Raw genomic sequence first — 16315 nt, 5'->3', positions numbered from 1 at the left:
TTGTACGATGCCAATGGTTGAATATTCCGCTGTTCTGGAGGCTCAGGCAGAACAGGTGTGGGACGTTTTAAAGCAGTTTGGGGAGATCCAGAAATGGCATCCGTCTATCGCGAGAAGTGTTATCGAAGACGAGATGCCGGATGGCCTGACGGGATGCGTTCGCCAACTGATCCTCGCCGATGGCGCAGTGGTCAGAGAGCGGTTGTTATCGGTCGATGATCGTCGGTTGACGCTGTCCTATCGTTTCGAAGAAGCCCCCTTGCCGCTGGATAACTACGTGGCAACGGTACGTTTGGTGGCTGTGTCTGATACGAATCAAACGCTCGTTACCTGGACTGCGAGTTTCGAGCTGCGAGAGCCGAGTACTGCCGAGCATTATCTGGCGCTGATTCGAAGCCTGATTGTTGATGGGCATGAGGGCTTGCAGGGTTTGCTCGTCAAAGCGTCGTAATCTGCCCATTCCGATCCAGCTCATACACTTTGTTCCCCTGCAATTTCTCCTTCAGCCAACGCTCCGCTTTGCCCAGCGGACGTTGCCGCGCCCAGAGCAAATCCACGCCAATCTGCCAGTCCGTATGCGGATACGCCGTGAGCTGCAATTCGACCAACTCGCCCTTTGCCAACTCACGTTGAATCAGCTGCCGGGGCAGGGTGGCCCAGCCGAGTCCGGCGCGCACCATTTCCAGGAGTGCCAGATAACTTTCCGCTTGCCACAACTGCGTCGAGCGCAGGTATTCGCTGCTCGGCAGTTTGCTCGCGTGGGCGCTGAAGGCGAGGCGGCGGTGGACGTGCAGGTCGTCGAAGGTGACGTTGTCGAGTTGCGCCAGCGGGTGATCCGGGTGGCAGACGTGCAGCATGATCAGTTTGCCCAGTTGCTGGAACGCCAGTTCCTCAGGGTAGCCCGGTTGGGAGAAGGCGACGCCGAGCACGGCTTGGCCGCTGCTGACCAGTTCGCTGACGTCGCCATGCACCGGGTGGCGGATAATCAGGTCGACGAAGGGGAACGCTGCTTCAAAGGCTTTGAGTACCGGCATGATCGGGCCGTACGGCGTTTCGATTGCCAGCGTCAGGCTGGGTTCGACGTTGTCCGAGAGGCAGTCGGCGTGGGCTTCGAAGGTCATGCAGCGTTCGAGCACGGCTTCGGCCTGGATCAGCAGTTTGTGGCCGCTGGCGGTGAGGGTGGGGCTGCGGTTGCTGCGGTCGAACAGGTCGACGCCGAGGTCGGTTTCGAGGTTGGCAATCGCTGCGCTGATGGTCGATTGGGTCTTGCCCAGTTTGCGCCCGGCGGCGGAGAACGAACCGCTTTTGACCACTTGGACGAACATCAGCAGTTGATCGAGTGAGAAGCGCAAGCAGTGAACTCCCGGGTCGAAGAAAAGGGGTGAAACTGCGTCATCAATAACCGATTTCGCCGCGTTCGCGCCATCGAAAAAAGCGATGGTTGCTAATTTGTTTCATCGCTATAAACGTTCAACTATGGCCCCGCGTCAAACGATCTCCGGGGCGGTTCTACCCTTCAAACGCCCCTGAGAATGCCCGCGATCTCAACAGATGCCGCACCTTCAGGAGCGTGTGAAATGACCACACAACGCATTCATCCGGTGGACGAGGTTTTGCCGCTGCGACAGTTGTTCACGTTTGGCTTGCAGCATGTTTTGGTGATGTACGCGGGGGCGGTGGCGGTGCCGCTGATTCTCGGCAGCGCAATGGGGCTGACCTCGGCGCAGGTCGTGTTGCTGATCAACGCCAACCTGCTGACCTCTGGTGTGGCGACGTTGATTCAGACTTTGGGTTTCTGGAAATTCGGCGCGCGACTTCCGCTGATTCAGGGCTGCTCGTTTATTGCGCTGGCGCCGATGATCATGATCGGCAAGGAGTTCGGGCTAAGTCAGATATTCGGTGCGGTGATCGCGGCGGGGTTTATTACCATCGCGCTGGCGCCGGTGTTCAGCCGATTGCTGCGCTTCTTTCCGCCGGTGGTGATTGGCAGTTTGATCACCATTATCGGTATCTCGCTGATGCCAGCGGCGGCGATCTGGTTGGGCGGTGGCAATCCTGATTCAGCGGATTTCGGTAACCCCGCCAATCTGTTGCTGGGCCTGGCCACGGTCAGCGTGACGCTGGTGATCTACGCCAAATTCAAGGGATTCCTCGGCAACCTCAGCGTGCTGATCGGCTTGTTCGTCGGCAGCCTGATCGCGGCGGCGTGCGGCATGACCCACTTCAGTCGGGTGAGCGAAGCGGCGTGGTTTGAGCTGAGTGCGCCGATGGCATTTGGTGCGCCGGAATTCTCGCCGGTGCCGATTCTGATCATGACTCTGGCGATGCTGGTGATCATGGCCGAGACCACCGGCAACTGCCTGGCGATCGGCAAATTGACCGGCAAACCAACCACACAGCAGACCCTCGGCAACGCATTCCGCGCCGATGGTTTGTCGACCATGCTCGGCGGCTTGTTCAACAGTTTTCCGTACAACGCCTTCACGCAAAACACCGGTTTGATTGCGCTTTCCAACGTGAAGAGCCGCTTCGTCGTCGCGGCGGCCGGGGCAATCATGGTGCTGATGGGCTTGTTCCCGAAGCTCGGCGCGTTGATCGCGGCGGTGCCGACACCGGTGCTCGGTGGCTGCGCGATCGTGATGTTCGGCATGACCACGGTGGCCGGTATTCAAGAGCTGTCGCGGGTGCAATTCGAGGGCACTCGCAACGGCATCATCGTCGCCGTGTCAGTGAGTGTCGGCGTGCTGCCGATGTCTTTTCCGGCGCTGTTCGAACACGTCGGCCCGACGCTGAAACTGGTGCTCGACAGCGGGATCTTCCTCGGTGCGATCACCGCCATCGTGCTCAATATTCTGCTCAACAATGAAAAAAAATCGACCGAAACCATCGGCGCTGCATCGGCTGAATTGGCCGACTGACTTTTGTTTTCCACTGCCCAGGAGTTACCCATGAATCAATTCACTCAGCTCATTCCAGCAGGCGTCAGCGATCTCGATCTGGCGTTGCTGCGCCAGACCATCGCCTTGTCCGAGGCCTCGAAACAGCGTGGCCGCCACCCGTTTGCTGCGTTGGTCGCCGACCGCAACGGCAAAGTGATCGTCGAAGCGGGGAACAACTCGATGCCGCCGGAAGGCGATCCGACTCAGCATGCGGAACTGGTTGCGGCGGCTGCGGCGGCCAAGTTGCTGACGCCGCAAGAGCTGGAACTGTGCACGCTGTACACCAGCGCCGAACCTTGCTGCATGTGCGCTGGCGCGGTGTATTGGACGGGAATCGGCCGTGTGGTTTATGCATTGTCGGAGCACGCGTTATTGGGACTGACGGGTGACCATCCGGAGAACCCGACGTTCTCGCTGCCGTGCCGCGAAGTGTTTGCCAAGGGGCAGCGCGAGGTCAATGTGTTCGGGCCGATGTTGGAGGGGGAGGCGGCCGAGCCACATAAAGGGTTCTGGTCTTAACGTTTGAGCACTGCATTCCCGATGGGAATGCAGTGCATGAAATCATTGAATTTCTCTTGTCGCACTGGCCGGCGTAATTTGCTGAAAAAGGACATGGAGACCTGCCAGTGAAATCATCCTCAGCTGAAAAATTCGATAACTCCCGCGCCAGTGAATACGCGAAGCAAAGCCGCATCGCTTTGGCCGGTTATGACGCCTGCCATGATCTGGCGGCGTGCATGCTGGCCGCCAGTCTTGGCCAATCACGGCCGGCGAAAATCCTGGTGGTCGGCGCTGGCGGTACCGCACAGGAAATCATTGCCATGGCGGCACTGGAGCCGGACTGGCATTTCACTGCAGTCGATCCTTCCGAGCCGATGCTGGACGCCGCCGTGCAACAGCTACAGGCAAACGATGTGCTGCACAGAACCGAGATTCATCTTGGTCATGTAGATGATTTGCCAGCGGACGAATCCTTTGATGCGGCCACGCTCATCGGTGTGCTGCATCACCTGAATGGCGACGAGGCCAAACGCGAAATTTTTCGATCAATTGAGGCTCGGCTCAAACCCGGCGCACCGCTGATTGTGGCCGGCAATCATTACGCTTACGCCAGCCAACCGTTGATGCTGCAAGCGTGGGGCCAGCGCTGGCGGCAGCAGGGCGCGAGTGCCGATGAGGTGCAAGCAAAACTGGGGAAAATTCTTCAGGGTGCTGATCCGCCGCACTCTGAGGCGGCGGTTCAGGCGTTGTTGCAGGAGGCGGGTTTTGCTCAGGCGACGCGATTTTTCAGCAGTTTATTCTGGGGGGCATGGCTGATGGTTAAGGAAGAGCAACCGCGCACCTTCGAAAAACGCGCCGTTAAACCGTAAACCGCGATACCACTTTGCTCAATCCGATCGCCAGCTTCGACAGTTCATTGCTGGCAATCGACGTTTGATCAGCCGCCGATGTGCTTTGAATCGACAAATCCTTGATGCTCATCAAATTCTGATCTACGGATCGGGCAACGTGTGCCTGTTGCTCGGACGCCGTGGCGATCAACAGGTTGCGTTCGTTGATGTCAGCCACCGCAGCGGAGATATCGCGGATCGCCTGACCTGCTTGACGGGCAATTTCCAGGGTTCTGATGGCTTCGGCGCTGCTCTGCTGCATCGACAACACGGACTTGTCCGAGCCGGCGAGGATGCCGCTCATCATTTGCTCGATTTCTTGAGTCGATTCCTGTGTGCGGTGAGCCAAGGCTCTGACTTCATCGGCGACCACGGCAAAACCCCGGCCTTGTTCGCCCGCGCGCGCGGCTTCAATCGCGGCGTTCAAGGCCAGCAGATTGGTCTGCTCGGCAATCGCCCGGATCACGTCCAGCACCTTTCTGATGCCTTGGGTTTGCTGTGCCAATTGCTCAAGGTCGTTGCTCGTCTGACCGACCGCACCGGCGAGGTTCTCAATCGACGAAATGGTCTGCGAGACCCGGTCCAGACCGGTCTGCGCGGCTGTGCCGGATTGCTGAGTGGACTTGGAGGCCGACACGGCATTGCGCGCAACATCTTCCACCGCCACGGTCATCTCGTTGACGGCCGTTGCTGCTTGTTCGGTCTCGACATTTTGGCGTTGTATGCCGCTTTTCGACTCTTCGGTGATCGCACTCATTTCTTCAGCCGCCGAGGCCAGCAACGAAGAGGATTCGGAGATGTGATTGATCGTGCTTTTGAGGTTGCTCAGCATGGTCGCGGCTGACTGTTGCAGCGCCGTGAGTTCATCCGCGCCTGACACTTCCACGTTGCCGCGCAGATCGCCTTCGGCAATTTTCTGATTGACGTTCAGCAGTGCCTGCATCGGCAATACGATGCTACGGGTAAAGAAGATGGCGATCGACACCGTGAGTGCCAAGCCAATGATGATGATCGCGATCACCCACATCTGACCGCTCTCAAACGCAGCGCGCGCGGCGACGCCCGATGTGGCAGCGCCAGCGGTGTTAACGCCGGCCAACGTATCGATACCGTCCATCAAATCCACCGCTAAAGGAGCGGTGACGCTGCGTATATACGCAAAGGAGTCTGCCTGGGATTGCTTGTCCGCCTGCGCCAGTAAGACTTCGACTTTGTCGTGGTAGTTTTTTACCAGCGCCTGGACTTTCTCGTATTTTTCGCGCTCGGCCGGCGAAGAAACATTGGGGTCGTAGTTACGGGTCACTTCATCGAGTTTGTTTTCCAACTCGATGACTTTGGCGCGGGACTCGCCGTTATCGTTTGCCCCTTGAACAATGAAGTTTGTCAGCGCAAGGCGGACGTTGTAGGCGGTCGACTTTATCAACGCAGACGCCTGAATGCTCGGCAGCCAGTCGACTTCCAGCCTTTTCGCCTGCGCGCCAATGACCGACATTTTCCAGGCGGACAGACCGCCCATGCACATCAACAAGAGGCTGATCACCCCAAAGCAAAGGGTGGCGCGTGCGCTTAGCCGTATGCGTCTGATCATCATTTTTTTAGAGGTCCAGTATAAATTGACAGTTTCCATGGCCCGCGATTGGCCGAGGGTGGGGTAGGTTAGCTACGCACCCACGTTAGCGGCCCACGGAGGCCAGAAACATCAGGTAAACCCTAAAAACAGCCGCCATCGATACACGTGCCGGCCAGATGCCGGGCACGGTCGCGCCTGCCGATCGCGGCCTCGTGTGGCATTCGACTTCTGATCTATAGTCACTGAACCGGCCACCGGACTCGGCCAGGACGACCCGCAGGAGCGCGAGAATTGATCACTCGACTGCAAGCACTCAAGTTGATGCAACTGGTCATCGCCTTGCCGGCCTATACCGTGCCCACCTGCACGACGATCGCCGCAACACTGTTTTTCGTCTTCGCGGTGCCGTTCAGCTTTGTCACTTCGCTGCCGCCGAGCGCTTTTCTACAGACACTGCCGTGGGTGACGCTGTTGCTGTTTATGCAGTGGGCCTGCTGGAGCATTTTTGCTGACGTGCTGGAAGACATTCCGAGCGTGCGGCATTTGACGTTATTGGTGTTTGGGCTGTTGCTGACGCTGTTCTTCGGCGCGTTCGCCTGGTGGCTGTTTGACGATCACATCCTCGGACTGATGTGCGGCTCGCAGGGGATGGCGGCGAGTATGCTGTTGGTGATCAATTTGCTGCGTAAACGGTTTCAGACGGATGAGTCATGAGAACGCTGCACGCAGCGCCATGATCGATTCTTCGATCGTCATGCCCTGAGTCTCTGGCGGGAATGGGTTCTCCCCGAACTCCCGCCAGATAAACAACGTCAACTCGGCACCATCAGTCGCCGAAAGAGCGTTTTCAGCGTAGGCAAAGTTTTCCAGCAACCGGTAACGCTCATCCTTCCAGAACAGCTCCTCAACCCAGTGATAAACCGGAATGAAATGGAAGTGAATGGGCAGGCCCGGTTGATGACCAAAGCGCCCGATATAGAGGTGCTTGGGCTTCAACCGTTGCTCCATGACCTGCTGAGTCTTGGCGAGCAGACCGCCCATTTCGGCCAAGGCATCCGGCGATAAATCTGCCAGCGAAGTGGTTGCGACCTTGGTGCCCAACATCAGATAACCGGGGAGGGCGCTCGCCAGATGATGGTTGATGATCCAGTGCTCGGTTTCATGAACGATAAAGCCCGGGGCAATTTCCATCTGCCGTGTACTCAACTTATGCCTCTCCCGACATCACGATATTCGCTTCAATCTTCTTGCCCATGCTGATGCGCGGTTCGATCGAATAACCTAACGCTTCATAAAAAGCCGCCACGCTCGCATTGGCGCTGATGATCTGCAGATTGATCTTCATGCAACCGCGCGCAATCAGCGCGTCCTCGGCGTTGTTTGAATAGTTGGCAATGACGTCCATGGCGCGGCTCTTGAGTTGAATGAGCTGACGCTAGCGCTCTGTGGTTTGTGTGTCCAGGGGGCTTAAGATTGGATGGATGACAAAATTATCTGCAAAAAGCCGCATACATCATTGATGTCCACCTACGCTAAGACCGTTCAGGCCATTGCGATCGTCGTGCAGCAGCGATCCAAGGCTTGCGATTGCAACCCATTGGTACAGGCGGAACCTGACCTGAGTGGTTTATTTCCTGGAAACCCCGGAAATCAACGATCAAGTCACGTAGGGCCGCTTGAAATCCGGCGCAGTGAGATGACCCCAGACCAGATTTATTCGCATATCCGCATCGTCCTCAGCATCATCCTGGGGCTGGGTATAACGACGTTACTCAAGGGGATCGCTTCGATCATCGAACACCCGCGCCAATTTGGATGGTCGTGGATACACATGAGCTGGGTGGTCTGGGCGCTCATTTCAATCATGACGTTTTGGTGGTGGGAGTTTCGTCTTACGCAGGTGCCGGTGTGGACGTTCGAGTCCTACTTTTTCATTGTTTGCTATTGCGCCCTTTATTTCATGGTGTCGACGATGCTGTTTCCGTCAGACGTGAGAGAGTTCGGCAGCTACGAAAACTACCTGCTCGAGCGACGTGCCTGGTTCTTCGGGCTCATCGCGCTCATCACGGCCATGGATCTCATCGACACCTCCCTCAAAGGCAATGCCCGCTGGCATACGCTCGGAGCGGCGTATACCGCCCACACCGCCATCATGCTCGGCATCGTGTTGATTGGCATCACACAGAAACGGCGGCGAGTGCAGCTGACACTTGCGCTGTTTACCCTGATCTATCAGGTCGGCTACTTTGTCGTGGAGTATTTCACTCTTTTAGCGGATTGAGTGTTAAGAACAGCCGTAGTTGCGCAATGGGATTTTTCCCTGACCGAGCCGATTGGAGTGACGTTTCTGGCCGAATTGCTACCGGCGATAATGCCCCAAAACATCCGCCACCATTTCATCCGCGCTACGCACCCCATCAACCCGTAAAACCGGAATCGTTTGCCCGCTCAACCACGCCTCATGCCACGCTCGATTACGCCCGGAAAAATTCGGATCGTCATACTGCGAAGCCCATTTTCGGAAAGCCACATGTATCTCATGCATGTCGCCCCCTGGGGCGATCCGGTCGCCAAATCGCTCCCTTTCACGCGCGGCCAGACGCTCAAGGCGAACAGGCGTTGGTGTCACAACGAAGACGATCAAATCAGCATGAGTTATCAGCGCATCGCCCCAGCCCATACAAGAGCCGGTCAGCACCCAGTTGTCGGCGCCCAGTTCCTGCTGCATCAACGAAACGCGTTCTTCAGGCGGCCGCTTTGTTGTGAATGGCGGGTTGGTGGGCGCCCAGTAAAAATCATCGACATCGACATGTTTTAAATCGAGCGAGGGCGCGAGGTTGGCACCCAAGGTCGACACGCCTGCGCACGAAGCACCTGTAATGTAGATCCGCAATTTTTCCTCCGTGAATACTATTCGATAGTCCGTCTTATCCAGCCATGCGGCGGCTGACGGCGAGCAGGATATCAGGGTAGGGCGGCTTGAATCCTCGATGAATTTGGAAAGTAGCTAAGCAAGTTAGCTATAGGTTAATGTCCCCGACTCGTCACGATCAGCCCTGAATTCCGGACAGGATTACGCATGAGCGCACCCTCAACGCCAGTCGAAGATCCACGCAGCCTACAAATTGCCAGCGATGTCGTCGGCCAGCAGCTACAACAAATCGCCATTCTGACGCGCAACGATGTGCGCGGCGCCGGTCGTACGGTGGTTCAGCGCATGGGCATTGAGGCGCTGATCCGGGCGAACTGAGTCGTCACGACGATCATGCCCAAGCGTTCGCGGCCTACGAAAAACTGATGCGCCCCTACGTCAATCAGGCGCAAAGCGTGCCCAAGTTCGCGCCCCGACTGGCCTCGCCACATTCGCAGCTTGGCATCGCCCTCGGTCACGCGGTATTAAGGCTGGCCACCGCAGCGGGCTTCAAGACGGTATTTGGCAAAATTCTTTCACCGAAAGCAGACGCGATCGAGCTGCCGCGTTATGAAGGTCAACAAGGCCCGTAGCGTCTACTTCGATACAGATTCAATGGATGGAACACGAGCATATGGACATGAAATCAGTCTTCATCGCTGCGCTGAGCGTTTTATCGCTGGCTCAAACATCGCCGTCTCTGGCGGGCGACAGCAACGGAAAAAACCTCTTCGTGCAGCGCTGTGCAATGTGTCACGGCGCTGATATCAAAGGTACAGGGCCGCTGGCGCATAAAAGCAATCCGCCGACGCCGGATCTGACAACAGCCGCTTTCAAGCAACGGCTGAGCGATTACCCGGGCGTCATTGTGTCGTCGATCATCCTGCGTCCCAACGGAGATTTGATCCCAAGAACGTTGCGTGAGAACGGCGTAAAGGTGCCGCCGCATGCCTGGAGTGTTGAGGATTTTCGTGATCTGAATCGGTACATGAATAGCGTGATTTCGAAGGGTTGATGACATCGAGCCAAGGCTCGATTCAGCACATTCAACAGGATACCCAAGGTGATCAGAAACATTACGGACATGGATTTACGCCTGCTGCGGATTTTCGCCATCGTGGTGAAGTGCGGTGGTTTCACCGCTGCGCAAGCTGAGCTGAACATGAGTCAGTCGAACATCAGCACGCATATTTCCAGTCTGGAAAAACGTTTGGGCTACCGGATTTGCGAGCGCGGCAAGGGCGGCTTTCGCTTGACCGAAAAAGGTCAGCGGATTCTCAAAGCGTCAGCGGCGTTGTTTGGTGCGGTGGATGCCTTCCGTGATGAGGCGCAGGATTTATCCGGGCGTCTGGTCGGGGATCTGTATCTGGGGCTGGCGGACAATATCGCGACCCTGCCGACCGCGCGCATCGACGCGGCCATTGCACGGTTTTATCAGCGCGAACACGACATGCACCTGCATATCTTCGTTAACTCACCAATAGAGCTCGAACGCGCGGTGATCGACGGGCAACTGGACGTCGCCATTTCCTATTTCAGCCGTCCTTTACCGACCTTGAATTACCAGCCGCTGTACAGCGAGGAGATCGGTATCTTCTGCGGGCAGGCGCATCCGCTGTTCGCCGTCGAGGCGCCGACGCTGGAACAGCTCAAGGCCAGTGACTGGATTTGCCATGGTTTCTTGCCGGCCGATCAGGTGCTGCCCATTGCGCCGGATCGAGCTTCAGCCACCGCGCACCATATGGAGGCGGTGGCCCACGGCGTGCTCGCCGGGACGCATCTGGGCTATTTGCCTGCGCACTACGCGCGGCCATGGTTACAGAGCGGCAAGATGCGCGCGCTGCACCCGCAGACGCTGCGTTATGACGTGCAGCACAGCATGATCACCCACGTCGGGCACCCGCAAAGCGAGGCCGTGCGTGCCTTTATCGCAGATCTGCTGGCTGAGCACGGTTTGTGAGTTTTATCTCGGCAGCACGCCTTGCACGGCATTGCGGAAGATTTGCGTGTAGTCGGCGGCACTGAGGACACAGGCGTTGGTGTCGGATGAAGAAACATCGGCCAGCGCCTGTTCGCCAACCCAATCCGCCGCGTCGGTGTCCAGACCCATCTCGCCCAGGCTGTGGGCGATCCCTAACTGCTCGCGCAGCTGCAAGACCCAATCAAGAAAACCGTCGAAATCAGGCTGCGGCAACTCCAGATAGCGGGCCAGTCGCGCGATGTCCTGGCTGATTGCCTGACGGTTGGCGACCAACACGTAGGGCAGCAGGATCGCATTCAGCAACCCGTGGTGTTTGTGATAACGCGCGCCCAGCGGATGGGCGAGGGCATGCACGCCGCCCAAACCTTTCTGAAATGCCACCGCGGCCATGGCCGAAGCGATCAACATGCCTTCGCGGGCAACCATGTTCTGGCCATCGCGATGTGCGTTGCACAAGTGCTGCTGAATCAAACGAATACCTTCCACCGCGACACCGGAAGACATCGGGTGATACAGCGGCGAACAGAAAGCTTCGATGTGATGGGTCAACGCGTCCATGCCGGTGGCGGCGGTCAGTGCGGCGGGCAGGCCACGGGTCAGCACCGGGTCGAGGATCACGCAGGCTGGCAGTAATTCCGGGTGGCTGACCACACGCTTGATGTTTTCTTCGCTGAGGGTCAACACCGCTTCGCGACCAAGCTCCGAACCCGTGCCCGCCGTGGTGGGCAGCGCGATCAGACGTGGCAGATCGAGGTGCGGAAAGTCCGCCAATGTTGGATAGCTGGCTATGACATTCGACCATTGATATTGCTCGAGGCCTTGAGCATCGACGGATGCCAGGCTGATGCCCTTGGCGGCGTCCATCGCGCTGCCGCCGCCCAGAGCAATCAGTGAATCATGCCGGCCAGCCTTGAAAGCGGCCACGCCTCGGGCGACGTCATTCAGGCTCGGGTTGCTGTCGATGTCGCTGAACACCGCGAAGGCAATATCGGCGTGCTGCAAATGCGCTTTGATCAGCGCCATAGGTTCCAGCGCCAGCATCCCCGGATCGGTGACCAGCAGCGGATTGCGCATTCCCAACAATTTGCAGCGTTCGGCCAACACATCCAGCGCGCCGGGCCCGCAGAAGATTTCCGTGGGGTAATTCCAGTAATGAAGAGAAGACATCTGAACTCCAGATTCGCGGGGCGCAAGGGCCCCGCATGACAAGGCGGGGGGTTATTCGGTGCGCAGTTGCAGGCTGCTGCGCAGATAAGGCTTGGCGCGGAACAGGTAGATCAGGCCCAGCAGCGCGAGGATCGAGAACACCAGAATCACCGCCCACACCTGAAACCATGGCGCACCCGGTGGCGCCAGCGACTCCCGTGGCCAAGCGACGTTGATGCTTTCAAACACCAGCCAGAAGAACGCCGCAAGATTGACCGGCAGACCCCAGCGACCAAGGCTGAAAGTCCCGGGCTCGGGTTTCCATTGGCCGCGCAGACGAGCGAGCAGGGCGCAGCTGACGACAATCAGGAACACCATGAAAAAGCCGCCGCTGCCGAAGGCGATCAACGTGCCGACCGCCGTTGCGTTGAGGCCTAGCGCCAGACCGAGACTGGCGAAACAGGTGCTGAAAACCATCGCCGCGAAAGGCACTTTGCGCTTGTCGACTTTGCGCAACAGGGCCGACGCCGGGAGCATCGAGTCGCGGGCCATGCCGAACACGGCGCGACCGATGTAGGTCTGCACCGAGACGATGCAGGCGATGAACGCCACCAACACGATGCCCACGAAAGGTCGTTCCGACCAGCTACCGAAGGCATCAACGACAGCAGGTGTCACCGGGTCGACGATTTGCCCGGAGACCATGCCTGCGGTGTCGGTAAACGACAGCGTCACGGCGAATGCGGTGAGCATCACGGTGAGGCCGACCAGAATCATCGAGCGCAAAATCGCCCGCGGCGTCGACGTCCGCGCATCGGCAGTTTCTTCGGACACCTGCGAGCAGGCGTCGAACCCGAGGAAGGCCCAGCCACCGACCGCCATCGCCGTCAGAAATCCTGGCAGGTACGAGCCGTCGCCACCCTGACTGGAGGTCAGTCCTTCAAACACCAGCGACAGCGAATGGTTACGGAAGAACAACAGCAACAACACGCCGATGCCGATGGAGGCGATCGCCTCGGCAATGATCCCGGCGTTGACGAAGTACTTCAGCGGGTTGATGCCGAACAGGTTCACCCCCAAACCGAGCAGCAACAGCACGGCGCCGCTGAACACTTGGGCATTCGCCGATGGCGGCGCGCCGGTAAAAAACAGCCACAACCAGAAACCGCCCAGGTAGGCGACAGTGGTCAAGGAAGCCAATGCCGAGGCCAGATACATGAACCCGGTGAACCACGCCCAGCGATCGCCCGCCAGTCGCCGAACCCATTGATAGCAACCGCCGGCGAGCGGGTATTGCGAGGCCAGTTCGGCATAGACCAGCGCCACCAGAAACTGCAGCGCCAGGCACAGCGGAACGATCCAGACCCAGGACGGCCCGGCGTTCATCGCGCCCAATGACATCACCGAATAAATGCCCACCACCGGCGAAACGGTAGCGAACCCGACAGAAAATGAAGACCACAATGACAGACCGCGATGCAGTTCCTGGGCATAGCCCTGGCTGTGCAGCAACGATTCGTCGGCGTTTGGGCGGGAAAGAGGCGAGGTCATTGCCGGCCTCCCATTGAAGCGCTGGCGCTGGAGAGCGCGCAATGACTGGCACGGCAGCGTGCGAGCAGGGCGGACATAAGAAATTCCTTGGTCGGCAGACACATTATTTTTAGGATCGCCTTGTCTCAGGCGTACCGACGAAACGGCCTCCTTCATGAGGAGTGAAGGGAGCTTAAGCCAGGCAAACATCGATAAAAATTCATATGTTTGTAGGCTGGGTTCTGGAATTTCATATGTTTGGAGAAGGGAGCAGAGAAGAACGGCTGACCGTGATCAGCCGTCGTTGATTGGCAAAGCGCAGGCTAGCCCCATTGCGCTCTGGAAAGCCCATAGCATTTGCACATTGCAGGCACACCGGAAAGATCCAGTTCGGCGTCATACAAATGCGTTGCGCCCAGCTTGAGCATGGCGTTTTGCGAACGAAGATTATCAGGCGCGACGTGGAAGTAGACGATGTCGTACGCCTTGAACGCATGCTCCAGCATCAATCGCTTAAGCTCGCGATTGGCCGGCCCGCCCCATTTCGCCCGCGTCAGAAAGGTGTAACCGATGGCGATTGCGCCAGGCTGGTCGGGCGGCGAGTAGTAGCTCGACATGCCGACGATCTGCCCGGAGTCAATCTCGATGACGGCGAGAGCTTTGCCGCTGGCCAGGCGCGCGGCGAAGTAGGGCGCGAAGACCTGTCGTTGATAGCGATCCGTGGCCGGGTGGCCGGCCCAGATCAGCGGGTCACTCGCCGCCAGCAGCATGCCTTCAAAATCACTGTCGGCGAGCGGTCGCAGTTGCAGTGTGTTGCCGCTTAAATCGGGTTGGTTATCAAAGTCGCGCACTGGACGGGTTTCCTTGTCAGGTGAGTCCTGAGAAAGAAACCAGTCTAGGGCGCAGGCTGATCAAGGAAAGATCCAATGGATCGGTATTTCAGGGAGCCATCGTTAAATGCTCCGGGATTACCAGACCGTCAGAGCGAAAACCGCGCCACCACCCGACTCAGTTCAGTCGCCATTTTCGACAACTCGTTGCTTGCGACCGAGATTTGCTCGGCAGCACTGGTGCTCTGCATCGACAGGTTTCGGATGGTGATCAAATTCTGATCCACCGATTTCGCCACGCACGCTTGCTGTTCGGACGCGGCGGCGATCAGACAATTGCGCTCATTGATCTCTGAGACCGCGTGAGTAATCTCCGAGATTTCCTGTCCCGCTTCACGCGCGATCGCCAGTGCAGCGATCGCGCCGTTGTTGGTTTCATGCATCGATGACACTGCTTTTTCTGAACCTGCCTGGACGCTGCCGATCATTTGCTCGACTTCCAGCGTCGACACTTGGGTGCGATGCGCCAGTGCCCGCACCTCATCGGCCACCACCGCGAAGCCGCGCCCTTGTTCACCCGCTCGCGCGGCTTCGATGGCCGCATTCAATGCCAGTAAATTGGTTTGTTCGGCAATGGCATGAATGACATCCAGTACTTTGGCAATGCCTTGGGTTTGCGTGGCGAAATGCTGGATTTGCACGCTGGTGCTCTCCACGGCGCAACTGAGGTTTTCAATCGAGGTGATGGTTTCGGCAACGCGTTCGAGGCCACGGTGGGCGGAGCTTTCGGATTGTTGAGTCGAGTGTGACGCGGCCACGGCATTGCGCGCGACTTCTTCAACCGCTGTGGTCATTTGGTTAACGGCGGTCGCCGCCTGCTCGGTTTCAACACGTTGCTGCTGGATGCCTTCGTTGGATTCTCGAGTGATCGCGTTCATCTCTTCGGCCGAAGACGCCAGCACGGAGGACGACTCCGCGATGCGGTGGATGGTGTCTTTGAGGTTGCAAAGCATCATCGCCGTCGCGGTTTGCAGTTCGCTCAATTCATCTTTACCGGTGACCGCAATCGTGCCGCGCAAGTCGCCTGAAGAGATCTTCTGCGTGGCGAGCAGCAGTTGGCGCAGGGGCGTGACCAGGCTTTTAGTAAAGAAAACCGTGATGACCAAGGCCAAGGTCAGGGCCACGCCGATGATGACAACCGTCGTCGTGTAACCGTGCTCCGCCGAATGCCGAGACACGGCGGTGGAGTGTTCAGTTTCGCTGATCATGAAACTGTTGAGTTTGTCAGCAGACGACAGTACTGCTAACGCGGCCGGGGCACTGACCAAGTTGATGTAATGGCGATAAATCTCTAATGGCGTCGTTTTGTCCATCGCCAGAATAACGTCGACTATTTCAAAGTAAGTATTAACGTTGGCTTCCACGGATTCGAAAATCTTGCGCTCTTCCGGACTGTTGACCAGTTTCTCGTATCCTTTGACACTGTCGAGTAACTCTTCTTTTTGTACGCGGAGTTTTTCACCGATTACTTCTTTTTCATTTTTGTCGCTAAGTGCATAAGTCAGAATCCCGACACGCATCTTATACGCGGCAAATTCGATCATGTCGGCTTGCTTGATGCCGGGGATGGCATCGCTGGCCAGGCTGTCTATGCCGTCCTGCAACTCGTCTGTCGTCCACAGAGACTGGGCTCCCAATCCGATCAGCAGTAAGCACAGCAAGCCGAAGCTGAGTAAGGTTCGAGGCAAAAGCTTGATGTTTCTTATCATTGCATTCTCCAATAAATATCAATGGGTTTACCAAGCCTCAAATGGTCGGCGGGAGCAATCAGGCGTTCCTGAAAACCCATGAAATTCAGTATTCCGTTAATTGAATTGATCAACACAAGCAGGGCTTTAAACAAAACGTCTGGAACCTTGTCAGGCGTGTTGAAACTTGATCTGGATCAAGTTGTGCGGTTTGGCCCATGCCTAGGCTGATGACAGGAAAGTAAGAACGCCGACCGGGTGGCTGAACT

At 57.5% G+C, this 16315-nt stretch carries 18 protein-coding genes and 2 pseudogenes; 10 read left to right on the top strand and 10 right to left on the bottom strand.

The genetic code is table 11. The features are described 5' to 3' along the window. Window positions 1-7: 7 nt before the first annotated feature. Complete coding sequence (locus ACIP1X_RS01935) at window positions 8-451, top strand: SRPBCC family protein (RefSeq protein ID WP_400748769.1); 444 nt, start codon at window positions 8-10, stop codon at window positions 449-451. On the opposite strand, the gene ACIP1X_RS01930 is transcribed toward ACIP1X_RS01935, so the two are convergent. Then, the gene (locus ACIP1X_RS01930) at window positions 438-1352 is read right to left on the bottom strand and encodes a LysR family transcriptional regulator (RefSeq protein WP_400748766.1); all 915 of its coding nucleotides are present in this window, start codon (window positions 1350-1352) and stop codon (window positions 438-440) included. The two genes, ACIP1X_RS01935 and ACIP1X_RS01930, sit on opposite strands and share 14 nt — an antisense overlap. A 225-nt stretch (window positions 1353-1577) precedes the next feature. Between ACIP1X_RS01930 and ACIP1X_RS01925 the strand changes: the two genes are divergently transcribed. The 3 genes from ACIP1X_RS01925 (at window position 1578) to ACIP1X_RS01915 (ending at window position 4309) form a co-directional block, all read left to right on the top strand. Continuing rightward, window positions 1578-2918 carry a nucleobase:cation symporter-2 family protein gene (locus ACIP1X_RS01925; RefSeq protein ID WP_400748763.1) on the top strand — a complete coding sequence of 447 codons (1341 nt, stop codon included), beginning with the start codon at window positions 1578-1580 and terminating at the stop codon, window positions 2916-2918. Between the two features lie 30 nt (window positions 2919-2948). After that, a complete protein-coding gene (locus ACIP1X_RS01920) occupies window positions 2949-3458 on the top strand; it encodes a nucleoside deaminase (RefSeq protein WP_400748761.1) in 510 nt (169 codons plus the stop codon). 107 nt (window positions 3459-3565) lie between these two features. Beyond that, window positions 3566-4309: a class I SAM-dependent methyltransferase gene (locus ACIP1X_RS01915; RefSeq protein ID WP_400748758.1), complete on the top strand. Its 744-nt coding sequence runs from the start codon at window positions 3566-3568 to the stop codon at window positions 4307-4309. Here the strand turns inward: ACIP1X_RS01915 and ACIP1X_RS01910 are convergent. Both ACIP1X_RS01910 and ACIP1X_RS01905 read right to left on the bottom strand, forming a co-directional pair. After that, window positions 4299-4805 (bottom strand): annotated as a pseudogene (locus tag ACIP1X_RS01910) (methyl-accepting chemotaxis protein); the annotation flags it as partial. The gene ACIP1X_RS01915 and the pseudogene ACIP1X_RS01910 overlap by 11 nt on opposite strands. A 378-nt stretch (window positions 4806-5183) precedes the next feature. Continuing rightward, window positions 5184-5918: pseudogene (locus tag ACIP1X_RS01905) on the bottom strand (MCP four helix bundle domain-containing protein); the annotation flags it as partial. Window positions 5919-6191: 273 nt separating this feature from the next. On the opposite strand from ACIP1X_RS01905, the gene ACIP1X_RS01900 reads away from it, so the two are divergent. Beyond that, window positions 6192-6614: a hypothetical protein gene (locus tag ACIP1X_RS01900; protein ID WP_400748755.1), complete on the top strand. Its 423-nt coding sequence runs from the start codon at window positions 6192-6194 to the stop codon at window positions 6612-6614. Here the strand turns inward: ACIP1X_RS01900 and ACIP1X_RS01895 are convergent. Beyond that, the gene (locus tag ACIP1X_RS01895) at window positions 6609-7091 is read right to left on the bottom strand and encodes an HIT family protein (protein ID WP_053119636.1); all 483 of its coding nucleotides are present in this window, start codon (window positions 7089-7091) and stop codon (window positions 6609-6611) included. The two genes, ACIP1X_RS01900 and ACIP1X_RS01895, sit on opposite strands and share 6 nt — an antisense overlap. 16 nt (window positions 7092-7107) lie before the next feature. Then, window positions 7108-7305 (bottom strand): hypothetical protein, encoded by a 198-nt coding sequence (locus ACIP1X_RS01890; protein WP_371262371.1) that lies wholly within the window; start codon window positions 7303-7305, stop codon window positions 7108-7110. A gap of 72 nt (window positions 7306-7377) precedes the next feature. Between ACIP1X_RS01890 and ACIP1X_RS01885 the strand changes: the two genes are divergently transcribed. After that, window positions 7378-8181 (top strand): hypothetical protein, encoded by an 804-nt coding sequence (locus tag ACIP1X_RS01885; protein WP_400748752.1) that lies wholly within the window; start codon window positions 7378-7380, stop codon window positions 8179-8181. A 78-nt stretch (window positions 8182-8259) separates the two neighbouring features. Here ACIP1X_RS01885 and ACIP1X_RS01880 read toward each other — a convergent pair whose 3' ends face one another. Continuing rightward, window positions 8260-8793 carry an adenylate kinase gene (locus ACIP1X_RS01880; protein ID WP_400748749.1) on the bottom strand — a complete coding sequence of 178 codons (534 nt, stop codon included), beginning with the start codon at window positions 8791-8793 and terminating at the stop codon, window positions 8260-8262. Between the two features lie 186 nt (window positions 8794-8979). Here ACIP1X_RS01880 and ACIP1X_RS01875 point away from each other — a divergent pair, with 186 nt between their 5' ends. The 4 genes from ACIP1X_RS01875 to ACIP1X_RS01860 are packed head-to-tail and all read left to right on the top strand — an operon-like array spanning window position 8980 to window position 10771. Then, complete coding sequence (locus ACIP1X_RS01875; RefSeq protein ID WP_246542006.1) at window positions 8980-9150, top strand: hypothetical protein; 171 nt, start codon at window positions 8980-8982, stop codon at window positions 9148-9150. Window positions 9151-9197: 47 nt separating this feature from the next. Next, window positions 9198-9404, top strand: a complete 207-nt coding sequence (locus ACIP1X_RS01870) for a hypothetical protein (RefSeq protein ID WP_400748747.1) — start codon at window positions 9198-9200, stop codon at window positions 9402-9404. A gap of 47 nt (window positions 9405-9451) precedes the next feature. Next, the gene (locus ACIP1X_RS01865) at window positions 9452-9826 is read left to right on the top strand and encodes a cytochrome c (protein ID WP_400748744.1); all 375 of its coding nucleotides are present in this window, start codon (window positions 9452-9454) and stop codon (window positions 9824-9826) included. 48 nt (window positions 9827-9874) lie between these two features. Next, a complete protein-coding gene (locus ACIP1X_RS01860; RefSeq protein ID WP_053120439.1) occupies window positions 9875-10771 on the top strand; it encodes a LysR family transcriptional regulator in 897 nt (298 codons plus the stop codon). Between the two features lie 3 nt (window positions 10772-10774). Here the strand turns inward: ACIP1X_RS01860 and ACIP1X_RS01855 are convergent, their stop codons facing one another. The 4 genes from ACIP1X_RS01855 to ACIP1X_RS01840 form a co-directional block, all read right to left on the bottom strand. After that, the gene (locus ACIP1X_RS01855; protein ID WP_400748743.1) at window positions 10775-11959 is read right to left on the bottom strand and encodes an iron-containing alcohol dehydrogenase; all 1185 of its coding nucleotides are present in this window, start codon (window positions 11957-11959) and stop codon (window positions 10775-10777) included. A 51-nt stretch (window positions 11960-12010) separates the two neighbouring features. Next, complete coding sequence (locus tag ACIP1X_RS01850; RefSeq protein ID WP_159811425.1) at window positions 12011-13489, bottom strand: APC family permease; 1479 nt, start codon at window positions 13487-13489, stop codon at window positions 12011-12013. A gap of 302 nt (window positions 13490-13791) precedes the next feature. Then, window positions 13792-14319, bottom strand: coding sequence for a GNAT family N-acetyltransferase (locus tag ACIP1X_RS01845; RefSeq protein WP_400748740.1), 528 nt, complete (start codon window positions 14317-14319; stop codon window positions 13792-13794). A 128-nt stretch (window positions 14320-14447) separates the two neighbouring features. Next, the gene (locus tag ACIP1X_RS01840) at window positions 14448-16067 is read right to left on the bottom strand and encodes a methyl-accepting chemotaxis protein (RefSeq protein WP_400748738.1); all 1620 of its coding nucleotides are present in this window, start codon (window positions 16065-16067) and stop codon (window positions 14448-14450) included. Between the last annotated feature and the right edge of the window lie 248 nt (window positions 16068-16315).

The sequence above is a fragment of the Pseudomonas sp. NPDC088885 genome (assembly GCF_044750025.1).
Lineage (GTDB): Bacteria > Pseudomonadota > Gammaproteobacteria > Pseudomonadales > Pseudomonadaceae > Aquipseudomonas > Aquipseudomonas rustica.
Note: the sequence above shows the minus strand (reverse complement) of the source record. Positions and strands in the feature narration are given on the sequence as shown.

Excerpts from the sequence above, each read along its gene's own strand:
- ACIP1X_RS01935 (WP_400748769.1), top strand. The coding sequence starts at position 8 with ATGCCAATGGTTGAATATTCCGCTGTTCTGGAGGCTCAGGCAGAACAG.
- ACIP1X_RS01925 (WP_400748763.1), top strand. The coding sequence starts at position 1,578 with ATGACCACACAACGCATTCATCCGGTGGACGAGGTTTTGCCGCTGCGA.
- ACIP1X_RS01920 (WP_400748761.1), top strand. The coding sequence starts at position 2,949 with ATGAATCAATTCACTCAGCTCATTCCAGCAGGCGTCAGCGATCTCGAT.
- ACIP1X_RS01895 (WP_053119636.1), bottom strand. The coding sequence starts at position 7,091 with ATGGAAATTGCCCCGGGCTTTATCGTTCATGAAACCGAGCACTGGATC.
- ACIP1X_RS01890 (WP_371262371.1), bottom strand. The coding sequence starts at position 7,305 with ATGGACGTCATTGCCAACTATTCAAACAACGCCGAGGACGCGCTGATT.
- ACIP1X_RS01885 (WP_400748752.1), top strand. The coding sequence starts at position 7,378 with ATGGATGACAAAATTATCTGCAAAAAGCCGCATACATCATTGATGTCC.
- ACIP1X_RS01875 (WP_246542006.1), top strand. The coding sequence starts at position 8,980 with ATGAGCGCACCCTCAACGCCAGTCGAAGATCCACGCAGCCTACAAATT.
- ACIP1X_RS01870 (WP_400748747.1), top strand. The coding sequence starts at position 9,198 with ATGCGCCCCTACGTCAATCAGGCGCAAAGCGTGCCCAAGTTCGCGCCC.
- ACIP1X_RS01865 (WP_400748744.1), top strand. The coding sequence starts at position 9,452 with ATGAAATCAGTCTTCATCGCTGCGCTGAGCGTTTTATCGCTGGCTCAA.
- ACIP1X_RS01855 (WP_400748743.1), bottom strand. The coding sequence starts at position 11,959 with ATGTCTTCTCTTCATTACTGGAATTACCCCACGGAAATCTTCTGCGGG.
- ACIP1X_RS01850 (WP_159811425.1), bottom strand. The coding sequence starts at position 13,489 with ATGACCTCGCCTCTTTCCCGCCCAAACGCCGACGAATCGTTGCTGCAC.
- ACIP1X_RS01840 (WP_400748738.1), bottom strand. The coding sequence starts at position 16,067 with ATGATAAGAAACATCAAGCTTTTGCCTCGAACCTTACTCAGCTTCGGC.